At 61.4% G+C, this 16,579-nt stretch carries 16 protein-coding genes and 1 tRNA gene; 5 read left to right on the forward strand and 12 right to left on the reverse strand.

Features of this window, described 5'->3' with window-relative positions; translation table 11 throughout:
* Nucleotides 1-186 precede the first annotated feature (186 nt).
* Nucleotides 187-1,692 carry a prolyl oligopeptidase family serine peptidase gene (locus tag ACK4R0_RS15605; RefSeq protein ID WP_409676060.1) on the forward strand — a complete coding sequence of 502 codons (1,506 nt, stop codon included), beginning with the start codon at nt 187-189 and terminating at the stop codon, nt 1,690-1,692.
* Here ACK4R0_RS15605 and ACK4R0_RS15610 read toward each other — a convergent pair.
* The 5 genes from ACK4R0_RS15610 to ACK4R0_RS15630 form a co-directional block, all read right to left on the reverse strand.
* Entirely contained in the window at nt 1,685-3,406 is a 1,722-nt protein-coding gene (locus tag ACK4R0_RS15610; protein ID WP_409676063.1) for an asparagine synthase-related protein, read from the reverse strand. The two genes, ACK4R0_RS15605 and ACK4R0_RS15610, sit on opposite strands and share 8 nt — an antisense overlap.
* Complete coding sequence (locus ACK4R0_RS15615) at nt 3,406-4,050, reverse strand: lasso peptide biosynthesis B2 protein (RefSeq protein ID WP_409676066.1); 645 nt, start codon at nt 4,048-4,050, stop codon at nt 3,406-3,408. Before ACK4R0_RS15615 ends, ACK4R0_RS15610 begins: the two co-directional genes overlap by 1 nt.
* Nucleotides 4,051-4,106: 56 nt before the next feature.
* On the reverse strand, nt 4,107-4,250 hold the full coding sequence (locus ACK4R0_RS15620; RefSeq protein ID WP_409676069.1) for a benenodin family lasso peptide: 144 nt from the start codon (nt 4,248-4,250) through the stop codon (nt 4,107-4,109).
* 600 nt (nt 4,251-4,850) lie between these two features.
* Entirely contained in the window at nt 4,851-6,002 is a 1,152-nt protein-coding gene (locus tag ACK4R0_RS15625) for a tyrosine-type recombinase/integrase (RefSeq protein ID WP_409676072.1), read from the reverse strand.
* A 143-nt stretch (nt 6,003-6,145) separates the two neighbouring features.
* Nucleotides 6,146-6,235 (reverse strand) — tRNA-Ser (locus tag ACK4R0_RS15630).
* Between the two features lie 251 nt (nt 6,236-6,486).
* Between ACK4R0_RS15630 and hspQ the strand changes: the two genes are divergently transcribed.
* A complete protein-coding gene (gene hspQ / locus ACK4R0_RS15635; RefSeq protein WP_409676214.1) occupies nt 6,487-6,813 on the forward strand; it encodes a heat shock protein HspQ in 327 nt (108 codons plus the stop codon).
* A 36-nt stretch (nt 6,814-6,849) separates the two neighbouring features.
* Here hspQ and ACK4R0_RS15640 read toward each other — a convergent pair whose 3' ends face one another.
* Nucleotides 6,850-7,728 carry an ABC transporter permease gene (locus ACK4R0_RS15640; protein ID WP_409676075.1) on the reverse strand — a complete coding sequence of 293 codons (879 nt, stop codon included), beginning with the start codon at nt 7,726-7,728 and terminating at the stop codon, nt 6,850-6,852.
* Between the two features lie 68 nt (nt 7,729-7,796).
* Here ACK4R0_RS15640 and ACK4R0_RS15645 point away from each other — a divergent pair, with 68 nt between their 5' ends.
* Nucleotides 7,797-8,549 (forward strand): GcrA family cell cycle regulator, encoded by a 753-nt coding sequence (locus ACK4R0_RS15645; protein ID WP_409676078.1) that lies wholly within the window; start codon nt 7,797-7,799, stop codon nt 8,547-8,549.
* A gap of 6 nt (nt 8,550-8,555) precedes the next feature.
* On the opposite strand, the gene ACK4R0_RS15650 is transcribed toward ACK4R0_RS15645, so the two are convergent.
* Nucleotides 8,556-9,176 (reverse strand): hypothetical protein, encoded by a 621-nt coding sequence (locus tag ACK4R0_RS15650; protein WP_409676081.1) that lies wholly within the window; start codon nt 9,174-9,176, stop codon nt 8,556-8,558.
* Nucleotides 9,177-9,389: 213 nt separating this feature from the next.
* Here ACK4R0_RS15650 and parE point away from each other — a divergent pair, with 213 nt between their 5' ends.
* Nucleotides 9,390-11,381, forward strand: coding sequence for a DNA topoisomerase IV subunit B (parE, locus tag ACK4R0_RS15655; protein WP_409676084.1), 1,992 nt, complete (start codon nt 9,390-9,392; stop codon nt 11,379-11,381).
* Nucleotides 11,382-11,634: 253 nt separating this feature from the next.
* On the forward strand, nt 11,635-12,873 hold the full coding sequence (locus tag ACK4R0_RS15660; RefSeq protein WP_409676087.1) for a serine hydrolase: 1,239 nt from the start codon (nt 11,635-11,637) through the stop codon (nt 12,871-12,873).
* Here ACK4R0_RS15660 and ACK4R0_RS15665 read toward each other — a convergent pair.
* The 5 genes from ACK4R0_RS15665 to ACK4R0_RS15685 form a co-directional block, all read right to left on the reverse strand.
* Complete coding sequence (locus ACK4R0_RS15665) at nt 12,809-13,378, reverse strand: GNAT family N-acetyltransferase (protein WP_409676090.1); 570 nt, start codon at nt 13,376-13,378, stop codon at nt 12,809-12,811. The genes ACK4R0_RS15660 and ACK4R0_RS15665 overlap by 65 nt on opposite strands.
* Complete coding sequence (locus ACK4R0_RS15670; protein WP_409676093.1) at nt 13,375-14,187, reverse strand: LysR family transcriptional regulator; 813 nt, start codon at nt 14,185-14,187, stop codon at nt 13,375-13,377. The genes ACK4R0_RS15665 and ACK4R0_RS15670 overlap by 4 nt, the downstream gene beginning before the upstream one ends.
* Nucleotides 14,188-14,199: 12 nt before the next feature.
* A complete protein-coding gene (gene apaG, locus ACK4R0_RS15675) occupies nt 14,200-14,619 on the reverse strand; it encodes a Co2+/Mg2+ efflux protein ApaG (RefSeq protein WP_409676096.1) in 420 nt (139 codons plus the stop codon).
* Between the two features lie 73 nt (nt 14,620-14,692).
* Complete coding sequence (locus ACK4R0_RS15680; protein WP_409676098.1) at nt 14,693-15,097, reverse strand: c-type cytochrome; 405 nt, start codon at nt 15,095-15,097, stop codon at nt 14,693-14,695.
* An 89-nt stretch (nt 15,098-15,186) separates the two neighbouring features.
* A complete protein-coding gene (locus ACK4R0_RS15685) occupies nt 15,187-16,491 on the reverse strand; it encodes a methyltransferase family protein (protein WP_409676101.1) in 1,305 nt (434 codons plus the stop codon).
* Nucleotides 16,492-16,579 lie beyond the last annotated feature (88 nt).

Genomic DNA, 16,579 nt, shown 5'->3' on the forward strand with positions numbered 1-16,579 from the left:
GCCACGTGAATGGACTATGGCAAAGGCACAATTTGCCGTGATCTTCGGCGAACGTTTCATCAGGGCCATGTCGGCCTGATGGTCAACCGCCCGCCCACACACGAAAATCATGACAGTCCCGGTGAAGACATACTTGTTGCAACACGTCCTACGAAAGACCGTCTTGCCTTCTATTTGGCCGGCACCGTGAAATGGACCAAAGATGGCTTGCGCTATTACGTCGAAACCACATCGGGCACACAAAGCGATGAGTCTGAAACCTTTGAGCTGAAGTTCGGATCAACAACCAGCGTGTCGGTTGGAAAGCAGCAAGGTCTACCTTCGGTTGGTTTTGTCATGGGGCCTCGCGGGGGCCTTCTCGCCAGCAGCGGATTGGGAACGTCGTTCGAACTGGTCGAGACTCAGGCCGGCGCACCGCAACACAGTTACGGCAAGTATCCTTTCTATGTGGGTGATCCACGGGCCGCGGCAAGCTGGCGCTCGACCGATGGTCAGAGAACAGTTCTTGGAATGCGGACGACCAAGCATCCGCGCTACGGATTGGCGCTTGTGACCTTACACAGCGTGCGACCGATCTTGACCAATGGAAGTCTGACCCGGTGCGATTTTCGTGCGGACGTGGACTGGGGCGTTTGTGTCGAAGAGTCGATGACACAATCACCTCGGCTGGTCAGGGTTGAGCCCGGCACCGGCAAGGTCGACAACATCATCGAACTTTCCGCGCGACACCAAGCTAAAACACCCTTGCGGACAACGGCACATACATGGACCAATCGACATGGACTCAATACCACAGGGTTCATTGTCTGGCCGCGCGGGTTTGAAAAGGGTCAGAAATATCCTGCCATTGTCGTTACGCACGGAAGCGATGCCGACGAGCGTTTTGCCGAACAGGACTTTCAATGGGACTATCCCGTTCAGCTTTGGGCAGAGCGCGGATACATGGTCGTTCTCGTAAATGAACCATCCCCGAGGCAAGATCCGGCCTTGATGGCGGCTTATGCCCAGTGGCGGGCTGGGCGTGGCCAACTGACACCTGAAGAACTTCAGCGCCATGTCTGGCTGAACGTTATCGATACCCTGGAAGATGTTGTTGGCCAGATGGCAAAAGAGGGCGCGTTGGATGTCACGCGGGTTGGCATCGCAGGCTATAGCCGCGGTTCTCAAATTGCGAATGTTGCAGTGACGCAATCCGGTCTGTTCAAAGCCGCATCCAGTGGCGATGGCAGTTTCCTCGAGCCTGCAGCCTATCCTGAAGCGATCCGCTCCTATACCGCCATTTTCGGGGGGCCGCCTGCGGGTGAAAATCTGCAAAATTACCGCCGCCTTTCACCATCGCTACGCGCAGATCGCGTGTGCGCGCCAGTGCTCCACCAGATGGCGGCCCCCTTTGCAGGGGCAATAGATTTCCATTTGGCGCTGCGATCTGCGCGCGTTCCGGCCCAGATCGGCCTTTATCCTGGCGAGACTGTTGCAACCGATGAAACGCATCTGTTTCACATTCCCTCCAACCGCCTTCAGGCTATGCGCGAAAACCTTGCCTGGTTCGATTTCTGGCTACGCGGCGAGCGTGACCGCGATTTTGAATTCCCGGATGATTTTGACCGATGGGCGCGAATGGCGGAGGATCTGCCGGAAAGGTGCCAATCCCAGCCTCTAGGCACCGCCGGGGATGCATCGGTCATCAAATAGCACTGTTCCACCATCGTGCCCACGTCTCGGCTGCGCATAATGTGAGTATTCGTCTCGCCCTGTTTGATCCATCTGGGGTTGGTTGTCCGGCTCCATCAAAGATAGAAAGGTCCAACATCCCGGTTTTTGCAAGCATGCCGCCACGCAGCATGTCCTCTGCTTTACGGCCTTGCGATTGGTAGATCTCCCGCATGAAGCCGGATGGTCCACCCTTTGAAGTTCGCTGCAGCAGCTCTTTTGGAACGATACCTTCAAAGGCTGCTCGGGCAACTGCCCTGTTTTTGCCCTCATTAACCCATAGCCATGTCGGGATTGCGAGGCACAACTCGATAATCGGCTGAGACAGCAATGGAGCAATGTGGATTGGGTGAGTCTTGCGCGGATACAGTTCAATGCTGCGTTGCGCGCGGATGAGCTGCTTGACGTGACCAATTTTGCCCGGAAGCGCATCCTTAGGAGCGTCAAGCCAAGGATGGAGCGACCGATCAGGCACAAGTGTTTCGATAAATGATCTCGACAGGCCAGACGTGTCGCTGGCGATACGCGGTGTATGGCCGGCCCGCCTGTAAATGTCCCACGCATGGCGCAGGATTGTCATGCCGTCGGCACCCGTCAGGACACTGAGATCCCGCAAGGTAGTCATGATGCCGGAGCGGGATCCTTGAGACAGGAACCGGTCCACGAACGGTGCAGCCGTGTGCAAGCTGCAGAACACATTGTCACCGCCATTGCCTGAGAAATGTGCCTCGATGTAATGGTTGTCACGAAATTGCGAATGTATGGCTGCGATGGACTGCATTAAATAGGGCGCAACCGGCCATGGATGGTGCGGAGCAACCGGCTCTTCGACATCCACTGATGACAAGGCGTAATGTCGTTCATGCAACGGACGATCCAGCACTGTTGCCAGCCTGGCAGCGTAGCTTCTTTCATCCCCGTGCGGATCATTGCTGACCAGATTGAGGCAGTGCAACATGGTGTGCAGCTGCACTGCGCAAGCGACGATGGAAGAATCGAGCCCGCCGGAGACGCCGAGCAGAATCGACTCGAAGCAGCCTCCCCAGGAACGAACACAGTTGATTGTGACGCGGCGAAGCTTTGCGGCTGCAGCATCAAAATGTATCTGTTGGCCTGCATCTGTCCAACGCCATGGCGTCCACCACGCTCTCAGGGAAGTTCCTGCAGTCGACCTCGTAATGCATTCTCCAGCCAGAAGTTCCGAAATGCCTACAAGGCAGGTGTCGCGCCCGATTGCATCGAGGCTGATCAGAAGCCGTCCGACCTGTTCGAAGTTGACAGCTCCCGACCCGCGAGTTGCGAGGTCCTCGACATCACTGCCAAGGGTTAGACTGTCGGATTTGGACTGATAATAGCATGGCAGCTGCCCGGACGGATCGCGCAGTACGGACACTGTGCCGCCATCTCCAACAAGAACGGCAACATAGGCCCCCCAGAAATCTGTGAGCAGCGATCGGCCTTCGCTCGCCAGAATTGCCTGTACAGTTACGTCATCAAGTGTTGTTATTCGTCGGCTTGGCTCGACGCGTTCAAACAGGTGACCGATGATGCAGCCGTGATCACCGATCCGGATCACGGGAGTATCGCTCCAGACGCGCACTGCAGGATCAACAAATGCGGGGCAACCGTTGGTTGGATCAGTTCCGGCCCCAGCTTCGCTGCCCGATGACAGTTCAATACGAAAATGTCCGGCCATTATACGACCAGAATGGGTTTGTAGGTGGTGACGAGGTCAAGCGGGTCTGTCAGGACTGTGGAACCGAACTGGACCCAGCAATGGGCTGAGAATGGCAATGCTACCCCGATTATGAGGTCAACATGGCAACCCTGACGGGCGAGCATGCATTTCATTGCGATCCCCCGAACCAGACACTTGTCGATACCAGAGGTAAAGCGGCCTGCCCGCTGGAAAGCTGCTGCCGCGCGAGCGGCAACCAGAAATTCTTCCGGCCTGGCGGGCAAGCTGGTTGATGCAATTCGGCTGAAAACCTTTGCAAGAGGGCGTCGCTTGAGCATCAGTTCCGCACAGACCTGATATAAAATGGCCTTCGCTGTGAGCCTGAGAGGCGCAGGCTGGATATCATTCTCGATGACACTGAAGAGAGGCGTTTCAACCTGGAGCTTTCGCTCTGCCGAGTCTGCCGGGCCGGCTTGTATGATGCTTCGCGACTGCAGCCAGGCAAGGTCCGAGACATCTGCGCAACCGGACACGAAGCGCTGGAACCGAGCGTCGGCATCCTTGTGCAACAGAAAGTAGCGATCAGAATCGAGGTCGAGAAACACCGAGCATGATCCCAATGTGCAGAAGTGCAGGTGCGGAGAGAGCCGATATCCCATCATGACAGGCTTGCGATCAGCAATGGCGTGCAACCATCAGGCTGCACGCCACTGGCTGTTCAGTCGTCGGACTCGATACCGCCAACGAAGATACGCTGCCCCGTCTGGACATCGTCTTCGCCCAGAATCGAGGCGCCGCGGGTTTCGTCCTGCACAGCGCCCAGATCGATGACGTCGTCATGCTGAGGTTCAAACGAGTTCATGCTCAGTTCCTTTCCGTAATATGCGACCAGGATAGTCGCAGAGAAAGGCTATGCCCGGTTGAACGTCATCTCCATTTTATAATCCGATTATAATTGAGACTGGCTGATCTAAAACGTGACCGAGCAATAGGAAACGCACGTCGGATGCACGTACTGACACCTTTAGCTGTACGCCTGGACATGCGTGTCAGAACCCGGTCACACGCTGATATTACATCAGCGTGTGTCGATACTGACTCATTCGGTTGCGGTCGCAAGCAAAATTAGAACCGGATCCGGATGCATCAATTCAATCTTGGTGGGTTGAGCCTTTTCACTAGCGGCACCCACTGCCGCTCGAAAAACTGCTAAGCGCGCATCACGGCACTAAAATCATCTTTCTGGGAACATCACTTTTTCCAATAACCGGATGGATTCATCGCGCATCCCAGAGGCGAAAAACGCAGCCCAATTAGTGCGGCAGGTTCGCCTACCGTTTTGCTGGCGCGAGGATAACAAGTGATATCATCGAACGATGCGTCCAAAGAAGCTTCGCGGTCAAGCCGAGCAAGCAGCTTGACCGCGATTACGAACCTGCAGATCAGCGTGATGCAAGTTCCTTCAGCTTTCCTTATCGCAGTAGGCGGCCCATCCCGCCATCATGACGCGCCTCTTCTCCAGCAGGTTCCCGCGCCGGTAAGCTGCCTCAGTCTTATTTGCCACCACGTGCGCCAACGCCGCTTCGGCAACATCACTGGGATGATCCGTTTCCTCGCTCACCCAATCGCGAAACGACGAGCGAAACCCGTGCGGTGTGTACGGCTGGCCCATCTCCTTCATCAGCTTGGACAGGGTCATGTCGGACAGTGGCTGCATATTCTTGAAGCCCGGAAATACATACGGCGACTCCCGAAGGCGCAGTTGCTTGCAGCGGCGCAGAATACGCATTGGCCGGGAGGCCAGAGGGACAACATGCTCACGAAATGCCTTCATCCGTTCCTTGGGGAGGGTCCAGAGGCCGTCTTCGAGGTCGACCTCATCCCAGGTCATGCCGCGCACTTCGCCCGACCGGGCAGCCGTGAAGATGGCAAACTCCAGCGCCAGACGGCTGAACGATTCTCGTGAACGCAACTTCTGGACGAATTTGGGCACCTTCTCATAGGGCATGGCAGGAAAGTGGCCATCACGGCGAGGCTGGCGCGGCAAGCCTTTGGTGATAGCCCGCATCGGCGCCTCGGTATCGCGATAACCGGATGCATAGGCCCAATCGAGCACCACGCCGACCCGCTGCCGGACCCTGCGTGCCGTTTCTGGCTTGGTCAGCCAGATCTCGGCCAGAAGGTCACGGATCATGGGCCCCGTGATCCGGTCAACCTTCATTTTCCCGATGAAAGGAAAGGCATAGGCTTCCAGAGTTCGCATCCATTGGCCGTGGTGCTTGCCATTGCGCCAGGTCTTCGAGTGAACCTCATAGACCCGCTGCGCAGCGTCCTTGAAGGTCGGCACGGCATCGACCTTTCGCCGCTCGAACTGCGGGTCGAGACCCATCTCGACCTGGCTTCGAACCTCGCGCGCCCGTTCGCGGGCATCGACCAGGCTCACCTTGCTGCAGCTGCCCAGGCCGAAATCTCTCCGGTCGCCCTTGTGCTGCACCCGGCAAACCCAGCTGCTACTCCCTCCCGGCCTCTCGTAGCGATAAAGGCCATCACCAAACCCTACTCGGCGGGTGGTCTGGCTCTTGATTTCAGAGCCTGTCTTCGAAGTGGTTTTCATGGAGGTGATCATAAAATTTGTTCCCACATTTGCAAAAATGTCGGTCTGGACGACGTGGGACACATTTGGATCCGAATCACCAGCGTAACCCGCAGGAAAGCTGGACGTCTGGAGCCAGTCAGGGATTTTGTGGGATTAGTACCTGGCGGAGAGGGTGGGATTCGAACCCACGGTGAGCTCGCGCCCACGCCGCATTTCGAGTGCGGTACATTCGACCACTCTGCCACCTCTCCGGCCTGGCGGGGCCATGGCGATGCCTGGCGACCCAAACTGGTTCCCGCAGTGCAGAAAGATGTGGTCGATCTGCGGGAAGGCGGGCCATTAGCGCAGCCGTGGGAGCTTGCCAAGCGTAAAGCTGCGGGTTGGCCGCACAAAGCTTGTATGCTGCGTTGCAACACCCTAGATTGAAAGGATGAGCAACAATTCCTTCCGATCCGGCAATGACGATGCGTCGGGGATCACCGAAACGCCCGGTGGCGTGATCATGCCGCGCGTCTCGCGCGCGCGTTATACCATTGGTGATGTCGTGCGGCATCGCATCTTCGATTTCCGCGGCGTGGTGTTCGATATCGATCCCGTCTTCGCCAACAGCGACGACTGGTACGAATCGATCCCCGAGGAACTGCGTCCCGCCAAGGACCAGCCATTCTATCACCTGTTCGCCGAGAACGCGGAGAACAGCTACATCGCCTATGTCAGCCAGCAGAATCTGGTCACCGACGACAGCGGCGAGCCGGTTGATCATCCCGCAGTGCCACAGCTGTTCGGGCCGTTCAGCGACGGGCGTTACCGCCTGCGCACGATGCATTAAGCGCTGCGCCGGGGGCTCGGCGCGGCCAGTGGTGAATCAGGAGCGCAGCTTCCAGCCCGAGCGCAACAATGCGTAGCAGGCAAAGCCGAGCGCGACGTTGATCGCCACCAGCAGACTTGCGCCCAGCAGCAGCGGCGAATCGGCCGAGCCGATGAACCCGTAGCGGAAGCCCGAGATCACGTAGAAGAACGGGTTGGCGTGGCTGAGCGTGCGGAACGCGGGCGCCATCGCCTCGACCGAATAGAAGGTGCCCGACAGCAATGCGAGCGGGGCGACCACGAAGTTGGTGATCGCGGCGGCATGATCGAACTTTTCTGCCCAGACCGATGTCAGCACGCCCATGAACGCCAGCATCATCGCGCCCATCAGGCCGAACCATACGATCGCCCACGGATGGCGCGGCGTGACGTCGATGCCCGGCCACAACACCATCGCCAGCCACACCGCGCCGCCGACCAGAACCGCGCGGGTGACCGCCGCGATCGTCAGCGAGACCAGCACCTCGAGCTCGGACAAAGGCGGCATCAGATAATCGATGATCGTGCCCTGGATCTTGCCGACCAGCAGCGAGAAGCTGGAATTGGCAAAGCTGTTCTGCATCATTGCCATCACGATCAGACCCGGCGCGAGGAAATCGGCGAAGGGCACGCCAAGGACCGTCCGTCCGCTGCGCCCCAGGGCAACGGTGAAAATCACCAGATACAGCATCGTTGTGATCGCCGGCGCCCAGATGGTTTGCAACTGGACCTTGAAGAACCGGCGCACCTCTTTCATATAGAGGGCTTTCAACCCTCCCCAGTTGATTGCGCCGATCCTGACGGTGCCGGGCTCTGCAAAGGCAGGGCCGGTGCCGATTTGAGGTCGATCGCCCGGCGAAGCGACGCCTGCGGGGGGATTTGGTGCTTGATCGTTCATGGTGGTTGCGCCTATCGGCGGACACCAGACCGGGCAAGCCCCAATTGGTCAAGAAGGAATTGCTGTTCATGTCATGGACCGACGAGCGCATAGATCAGCTCAAAACCATGTGGGAAAAGGGCCTCACCGCCAGCCAGATCGCCGAAGAGCTGGGCGGGGTGAGCCGCAATGCGGTGATCGGCAAGGCGCACCGTCTTGGCCTGAAATCGCGTCCCTCGCCGGTCAAGGCCGGCGAAGCCAAGCCCAAGGTCCTGAAAAAGGCCGATGCGCCCAAACCCGCAAAGAAGCCCGAAGCCGAGCCAGAGGCCGCGAGCGATGCGCCGCCGTTCAAGGTCGACGCCCCGGCACAGCCCGCGCGGGCCGCACCGGCGCCGACGCCTGCACCCACGCCTGCCCCGCGCCCCGTCGTGGCTGCCGATCCGGCAGACGACGAGGATGACGATGCAGACGCAGGCACCGACGCCGTCGTTGCCCCCAAGCCGCAGCCGCGCATCGTTTCGGTCGGCCCCGGCGGATTCCTGCGTCAGGGGCCTGGCGACCAGCAGGCGCCGATTCCGCCTGCCCCGCCGCGCCGCCTTGTCCCTGCCCGCCCCAGCGCGGACATCGCCGACAAGACCACATTGCTCGACCTGACCGACCGCATCTGCCGCTGGCCGATGGGTCACCCGGGCGAGCCCGATTTCCACTTTTGCGGCCAGGCCGTCAATCCGGGCTTCCCGTATTGCGTGGAGCATTGCGGCCGCGCCTATCAGGCCCAGCTGCCGCGCGGCACACGCCGCCCTCCCCCGCCGATGCCGTTCGGCGGACCAAGGGTGCGCTGAGCGCGCTCAGCCTGCGGGCAGTTCGGCGTGCGTCATCAGCACGTAGGGCAGCGTCACCGATTTCCACTGGGTACCGAATATCCGCTTGGCCTGACTTTGGGCTGAAACGATGAATTCGAGCCACTGCGTCGGATAGATGGTCTGGCAACCTTCGCTAGACGTTGAATTCATCGACCCCCGGTGGATGTTGATGCCGAAATTGCCGGTATGCTCGTAATCTTGGGTAATCCCGTCGCGCATCACCGTTACCGGGCCTGCGCGCTGACAGATTGCATCATAGGGCGGGGTTGACGGGCCAGAATGCTGTGCGAACTTGTAGGATAGCCATGCTCCCGGCTGCAGCCGCGCCATTCCCTTTAGACTTCCAAACCCTTGCCCTGGTCGGCGTTTCGACGGATCAGTGTTGCCGTTGAACGCAGCCATCATGTTTTCGGTGAGCAGGAAAATGGCATCATCATATATGCCGATGTCGTCTTTGGTCGGATCGCCCATGGTCTTCGTATAATACCCTCGCACTCCCGCGATGATCAGTGGATGCTTGGAAAACTCTATGCCCCGTTTTTCAATCATTTCAATTAATTGCCCCGCACTTAAGCGTGGGCGTGCTGGTGGAATGATCTTCGACATATGCCCCTCCCTCTACAGACAAACACTACGACTCGGTTCTTCCCATATTTGAGATTAACTTGGAGCGTTCTTGCAGTATATGATGAATTGGACATGCCTTCAGGACGGATTTGGCGTGACTGCTGGGACGGCGGCGAGACGTCTCCCGAAAGCTCTGGATAATCGCGATGCCGTGCTTGCTCGCTACGGCGCTTGCGCCCTATAGCTGTGAGCATGTCAGACGATCTGTTCGCGAAATCGCAAGCCCCTGCCGAAACCTATGACGCCTCGGCGATCGAGGTGCTGGAGGGGCTCGAACCGGTGCGGCGCAGGCCCGGCATGTATATCGGGGGAACCGACGAGCGGGCGCTGCACCATCTGGCGGCCGAAGTGCTCGACAACTCCATGGACGAGGCGGTGGCGGGCCATGCCAGCCGGATCGAGGTCAGCTTGCGTCCCGGCAACCATCTGTCGATCAGCGACAACGGCCGCGGCATCCCGGTCGATCCGCACCCCAAGTTCCCCGGCAAGTCGGCGCTCGAGGTGATCCTCACCACGCTGCACTCGGGCGGCAAGTTCTCCGACAAGGCCTATGCCACCAGCGGCGGCCTGCACGGCGTCGGCGTCTCTGTGGTCAATGCGCTGTCGAGCGAACTGCTGGTCGAAGTGGCGCGCAACAAGGAATTGTACGCGCAGCATTATTCGCGCGGCGCTCCGCTGGGTCCGCTGGAGAAAGTTGGCGCTGCGCCCAACCGGCGCGGCACCACGATCAGCTTTGTGCCCGACGACGAGATCTTCGGTGCTGGCGCGAAGTTCAAGTCGGCGCGGTTGTTCGCCCTCGCGCGGTCCAAGGCGTATCTTTACGCCGGGGTCGAGATCCGCTGGAAGTGCGATGCCGAGCTTTCCGACGACAAGGTGCCGCAAGAGGCGGTGTTCCAGTTCCCCGGCGGGCTTGCCGATCATCTGCGCGAGCAATTGGGCGGGCGCGAATGCGCGACTTCCGATTTCTTCGCCGGGCGGCAGGACTTTCCCGATGGCAAGGGCCGGGTCGAATGGGCGGTCGCCTGGCCGCTGTGGAGCGATGGCAGCTATAGCTACTATTGCAACACCATCCCCACCCCCGACGGCGGCACGCATGAGGCGGGCCTGCGCGCGGCGATCCTCAAGGGCCTGCGCGGCTTTGGCGAGCTGATCGGCAACAAGAAAGCGACGCAGCTCACTGCTGAGGACGTGATGACCGGCAGCGAACTGATGCTCTCGGTGTTCATCCGCGATCCGCAGTTCCAGAGCCAGACCAAGGACCGGCTGACCTCGCCCGAGGCGGCGCGATTGGTCGAGAATGCGGTGCGCGATCATGTCGATCATTTCCTGACCGACAACATGGAGCGCGGCAAGGCGCTGCTCGGGCTGGTGCTCGAGCGGATGGACGAGCGATTGAAGCGCAAGGCCGAGCGCGAGGTCAAGCGCAAGACCGCGACCAGCGCGCGCAAGCTGCGGCTGCCGGGCAAGCTCACCGATTGCAGCAACGACGGCACCGGAGTCGAGGGCGCCGAGACCGAAATCTTCATCGTCGAGGGCGACAGCGCGGGCGGCTCGGCCAAGCAGGCACGCGACCGCAAGACGCAGGCGATCCTGCCGATCCGCGGCAAGATTTTGAACGTCGCCTCGGCCAACAGCGCCAAGATCGGCGCCAACCAGGAAATCGCCGATCTCGCGCTGGCGCTGGGTTGCGGCACCGGCAAGCACTGCGACCCTGGGCAGTTGCGCTATGACCGCATCATCATCATGACCGACGCCGATGTCGACGGCGCGCATATCGCGACCTTGCTGATGACCTTCTTCTTTCAGGAAATGCCCGAGCTGGTGAAGGCTGGGCACCTGTACCTCGCCCAGCCGCCACTCTACCGGCTCGTGGTCGGTGCCAAGAGCTGGTACGCGCGCGACGACGCGCACCGCGCCGAACTCGAGCGGACGATCCTCAAGGGCAAGAAGGTCGAGGTCAGCCGCTTCAAGGGGCTGGGCGAGATGAACCCCGGCCAGCTGCGGGAAACGACGATGAGCCGCCAGAGCCGCTCGCTGCTGCGCGTTACATTGCCGCCGAATTACGAGCAGTTTTCCGCGGTCAAGGAGCTGGTCGGCGAGCTGATGGGCAAGAACCCCGAGCACCGCTTCAACTTCATCCAGAACCACGCCGCGCAGGTGGACCGTGAAGCGATCGACGCTTAGGGGGAGATGCCCGGACCAGTCGGACGCGCGACGTCCCTCGACTTCGCTCGGGAACTCGGGAGGGGAGCGTGATCCGGCCTTTGGTGGGGTAGCTCACACTTTCCCTCTTCCAGACACCCCCCTTCCGTCTGTCCCGAGCGAAGTCGAGGGACGTAGTCGCGACCTCGGCACAACTCGGTGGCTTCAGGCAGTTACAGCCGGTCTGGCGCTAGCGATGGGCACACCCGTCGCATTCGCTCAGGCGTCTCCCCCCATGCCCGCAACCCAAACCACTTTCGACCAACCCGCCCGCGATGTCCTGGCGCTGCTGCAAGGCACCGCCGAGCCTGCGGCCATCTTCACCCCCTCCTTCCTGACCGCCGTGCCTGTCGACCAGCTCGCCCAAGTGCTGGCCCAGCTCAAGACGCAGTTCGGTGCGCCGATCGCGGTCGAGGCGATCCAGCCGATGGATGTCCGGTCGGCGAAAGTCGATATCCGCTTCGACAAGGCGATCGTCACCTTCACCATCGGCGTTCAGGACGGCAAGCTGGCGGGTCTGTTCGTCACCGGGTCGCGCACGCAGGGTGATACGCTGGAACAGATCACCGCCGATATCGCTGCGCTGCCCGGGCGCAGCGGCTTTGTCGTCCAGAAGCTGTCCGACAGCGGCGCCGAGACGATCGCCGGCCGCAACGCCGACCAGCGCTTCGCTATCGCCTCGGTGTTCAAGCTCTATGTCCTCGCCGAGATCGACCGTGCGGTGCGCGCGGGCGAGCGGCGGTGGGACGAGGTGCTGCCGCTCAGCCAGAAATCGCACCCCTCGGGCATCACCCAGGACTGGCCCGACAATGCGCCGATGACGCTGCAGACGCTGGCGACATTGATGATCTCGATCAGCGACAACAGCGCCACCGACACGCTGATCGCGGCGATCGGCCAGGAGAAGCTGGCAGCCATCATCCGCGCCAGCGGCCATGCGCGCCCTTCGGACATGGTGCCCTTGCTCTCGACGCAGCAGGTGACCGGCCTGAAAATGCCCGCCAATGCGGCCTTGCGCGACCGCTTCCTCGCCGCCGACGATACCGGGCAGACGCGCATTCTGGCAGAGTCAGGCGACGTTTTGAGGCTGCCCCGGCTCGACCTGTCGGTCTACACCGGTGGCCCCAACCAGATCGATACGGTCGAATGGTTCGCCAGCCCGCAGGATGTCGCCAGGCTGCTGGCCATGCTCGAGCGCGACAGCGATCCGGTCACCCGCGCGATCCTGAAGGTCAATGCGGGGATACCGCCGGTTAACGCCGGGCGCTGGGCCTATCTGGGCTACAAGGGCGGCTCGGAGCCGGGGGTGATGGCGATGAGCTTTGTCGCGCGCAACGCGCAGAACGAGCGCTATATCATTTCTGCCGTGGTCAACGATTCCGCGGCGGATATCGACCAGCCCGGATTCGTCACGCTGATGACGCGCCTGCTCGATCAGCTGGCTGCGGGCGGCGCGGCAGCCACTCGTCCCTGAGCAGCCCGAAGATCAGGCTGTCGCGCACGCCGATATGGGTTTCCCATTCGGCGCGCAGATGGCCTTCCTGGACGAACCCCATCGAGGTCAGCAGGCGAATCGAGGCCGCGTTTTCGGGGTCGGCATCGGCAAAGACGCGGCGCTGGCCTTCTGTGATCAGCACCTGATCGAGCACCAAAGTCACCGCCTCGCGCGCGATCCCCTGCCCCCAGGCGGAGCGCGCAAGGATATAGCCCAGTTCGCACACATTCTCGCGCCGGTCATGCGCGTTGACCCAGCCCAGCGCAGTGTCGTTGCCTATGCGCGTGATCGCCCAGCTGCGCCAGTCGCCGGCTGCTGCGGGCTCGAGATAAGTGCGGGTTTCCGCGACCGTGGAGTGCGGGCCGGAGGACCACCAGGTCATAAGCTCTGCGTCGGAGAGAACCGAAAACAGCGCTTCGGCATCGGTCACCCGCACCTGGCGCAGCACCAGCCGCTCGCTCGCCAGCACCGGAAGCGCGCTCATGGCGCCGTCAGCGCCTCGACCAGTGCCTTGACCTTCTTCTGTCGCCATTGCGGGGTCGGTGCGACCACCCAATAGGCGCGGCGCGAGGGGCGGGCTTCGCCCACCGCGACCAGTCGCCCTTCGGTCAGGTCACGTTCGGCGAGCAGATAGGGCACGGTCACGCTGCCGAAGCCCGCGATCGCCGCATCCAGTCCCAGGCCTGCATCGGCCACCTGCATCACGGTGCTGCCTTCGGCATCGGGTTCGCCCTGGTCGCGCGCGCAGCCGGGCCATTCGATCCGGCGGTCGCCTTCATATCCCGGCGCGGCGACGGTGACGAACTGCGCCGGACCGATGACGGCGCCTTCGAGCTCGCCCGGGCCATCGGCCAGCCGGATTGCACAATCGAGATTGGCTTCGGTGAAGTCGATATCGCTGTCGCCGGAGACCAGGGTGTAGCGAATTTCAGGGTTGGCAGCGGCATAGCCAATCAACCGGTGGTGCAGCCATTTGGCGGCGAAATCGCGCGGCACTGCAATCGTCAGGCGGAAGCTCGACTGGCCCTGCTGCATCGCGCGCACCGCTTCTTCGAACTGCAGAAAGCCCCCGCGCAGCGCATCGAGTCCGGCGCCGGCCTCATCGGTCAGCTCAAGCCCCTTGGGCGTGCGCCGGAACAATACGACGCCCAGCATGTCCTCGAGCGCGCGGATCTGCTGACCGACGGCCGCAGGCGTCACCGCCAGCTCATCGGCAGCGCGGGTGAAGCTCAGGTGACGGGCGGCGGCATCGAGCACGCGCAAGCCGTTGAGGGGTAGATGGGTACGTTTCATGCGAAACGTCGGTTAATCGGCAACGGCGGGCGCGACCAGCGGAAAACGCGGAATTTCCACCGCGATCAGCTGATCGTCATCGCGCATCATCCGGTAAATCCCCTCCATCCGCCCGGTCGGCGTATCGAGCGGGCAGCCCGAGACATAATCGTGCGTCTTGCCCGGCAGGATCACCGGCTGCTCGCCGACTACGCCTTCGCCATCGACCTGGTGCACGTTGCCGCGACCGTCGGTGATCATCCAGTGACGGGTGAGCAACTGCACCGCGCTGTCCGAATGGTTTTCGATGCGAATATGATACGACCAGAACCAGCGGGCACTGTCGGCGCGCGAGCGGTCCGGCAGATAGCTGACGGCGACCCGAACGGTGACGCCCTGGGTGGTGGCACTGTGCGAGAAGAACCTGTCCATGCTGTCTGAAAATCGGTCCATGGCCACAATATGCCTCTTAATGCTGCGGGGCGAAAGGGGTTTGAAGGATTATTTGGCGACCGCCGCGCGCAAATTATTGCCCGCTTTCCTTTTTGAGATAGGCGATGACATCGGCACGGCGCTGCGGATCGGAGAGGCGGAAACCCATTGTTGCGCCGGGTACGAAAGCTTGCGGATTGGTCAGCCACGAATCGAGCTTGGCGGCATCCCAGGCGAACGCGGCCTTCTTGAGCGCGGGCGAATAGGCGAAATCCTTGACGCTGCCGGCCTTGCGACCGAACACGCCGCGATGCGCCGGGCCGACGATATTGGCATCGAGCGAATGGCAGCCCGAGCAGTTGGCCTGATAGACCTTGGCGCCGCGCGCTGCGTCGCCTGTGATCGGTGCCTGGGCATTGGCCCGCGCAACCGGGTTGGCGGCCACCAGCAGCGCCAGCGCCAGCGATGCTGCCGGAAGTGTGATCGAAAGCGACTTCAAGGATATCGTCAACTGCATTGCTCCGCGCATTCTTAAGGAAGCGCAGGATATGGGGGCGGCGCAGCGCGGTTCCAAGCGGCCTGCCCTGTTTACTCCGCCGGAGCGGGTATCGCCTCGGAGTTCGCGCGGCGGCCCGTGATCCGGGCGATCAGGCGCGGCACAGGACCGTGGCGGTCCATCCACGCGGCATAGGCGGCGTAATCGGGGTCGGCCATCAGATGCCGCTCCTCGGTTCGCGCACGCCAGTAATAGACGGCAGAGACACAGGCGAGCAGCGCAGCATTGCGTACGCCGTCGGCCCAGGACCCGCTGGTCACCAAAAACGGCATGGTGGCAAACCACCAATAGGCGTTCTTGGAGAGGTAGGCCGGATGCTTGGTCCAGCGATAAGGCCCATGCGTCAGGATGCCGCGATGGGTAAGGTTGGAAAAGCGGATGCCGAACGCGACTGTCGCCCAGGCATAGATGCCGGTCAGGACAACGAGCCAAGCGCCCCATACGACCAGCAGCGGTGTGTTGCCTTCGAACCAGTATGCCCAGTCTGCGGTGTTGACATGATAATTGAGCGGTCCGTTGTCGCCCATCATGATGAACGGCGGATAGCAGATCAGCGCCGCCGCCCAGCCCGCCATGTAGGGATTGGCGGTGCGGATGTGCGAATCGAGCGGCTTGAAGGTCAGCACATAGCCGACGGTGGCGAACTGGACATCGACCAGGAACATCGCAACGATCAGCCAGTTGGCGATCCACACCGGGTTGGTCGCGATCTCGGCGACATTGGCGTTGATGATGTCGGCATAGCCGCCCGGCACGATCGAGAGCATGAAGGCGAGGAAGAAGCCCTTCACCGCCCAAGCACGCAGGTGGTGGAAGATCGCCTCACGCTCCCAGCCGGGCTGGCCGGAAATCATCGCGCCGAAATGCCAGGCCCCGTCGTGCTGGTCCTTCAGATACCGATCGATCCAGATCACATAAGGGATCGAGAGGAAGAACAGGAACGGCGAGGCGTAGATGAACACGTTCATCGAGAACTGATAATTGCCCGTCCAGTACCAGCGCGCGACCGCATAGATCGCAGCGATAGCCGCCCAGGTCATCCACAGCCCGGTCAGCTTGATCAGGCTGGTATCGATCACGTCCCGGACCGCGCGCGGATTGGCCCAGTCGAGCCCCGTGCTGGCGCGCAGGTGCACCTTGTCGACCAGCAGCGACCAAAGGACCATGGGAAGGCCGGTCGCCACGCAGCAGACCAATGCCGCATTGGGGCCGTTCCAGGCGTAATGCCGCGCCAGCAGCACCCAGCCGAAGAGCCCGACAAGCCCGATGAGCCCCGCGCCATGGCTGACGGCGCTGGGCGGACACGGATCGGGAGCGGAAGGGATCGCGCTGGACATCGTGCCGCCTGCCTAGCCCAGATTGGTAAGGATTGGATGAAAGAAAATCCCGGCGGGCACAGGTCGGCATTTCGTCGCAAATTGAGGC

Origin of the sequence: Blastomonas sp., assembly GCF_046294995.1 — a bacterium.
Taxonomy (GTDB): Bacteria; Pseudomonadota; Alphaproteobacteria; order Sphingomonadales; family Sphingomonadaceae; genus Blastomonas.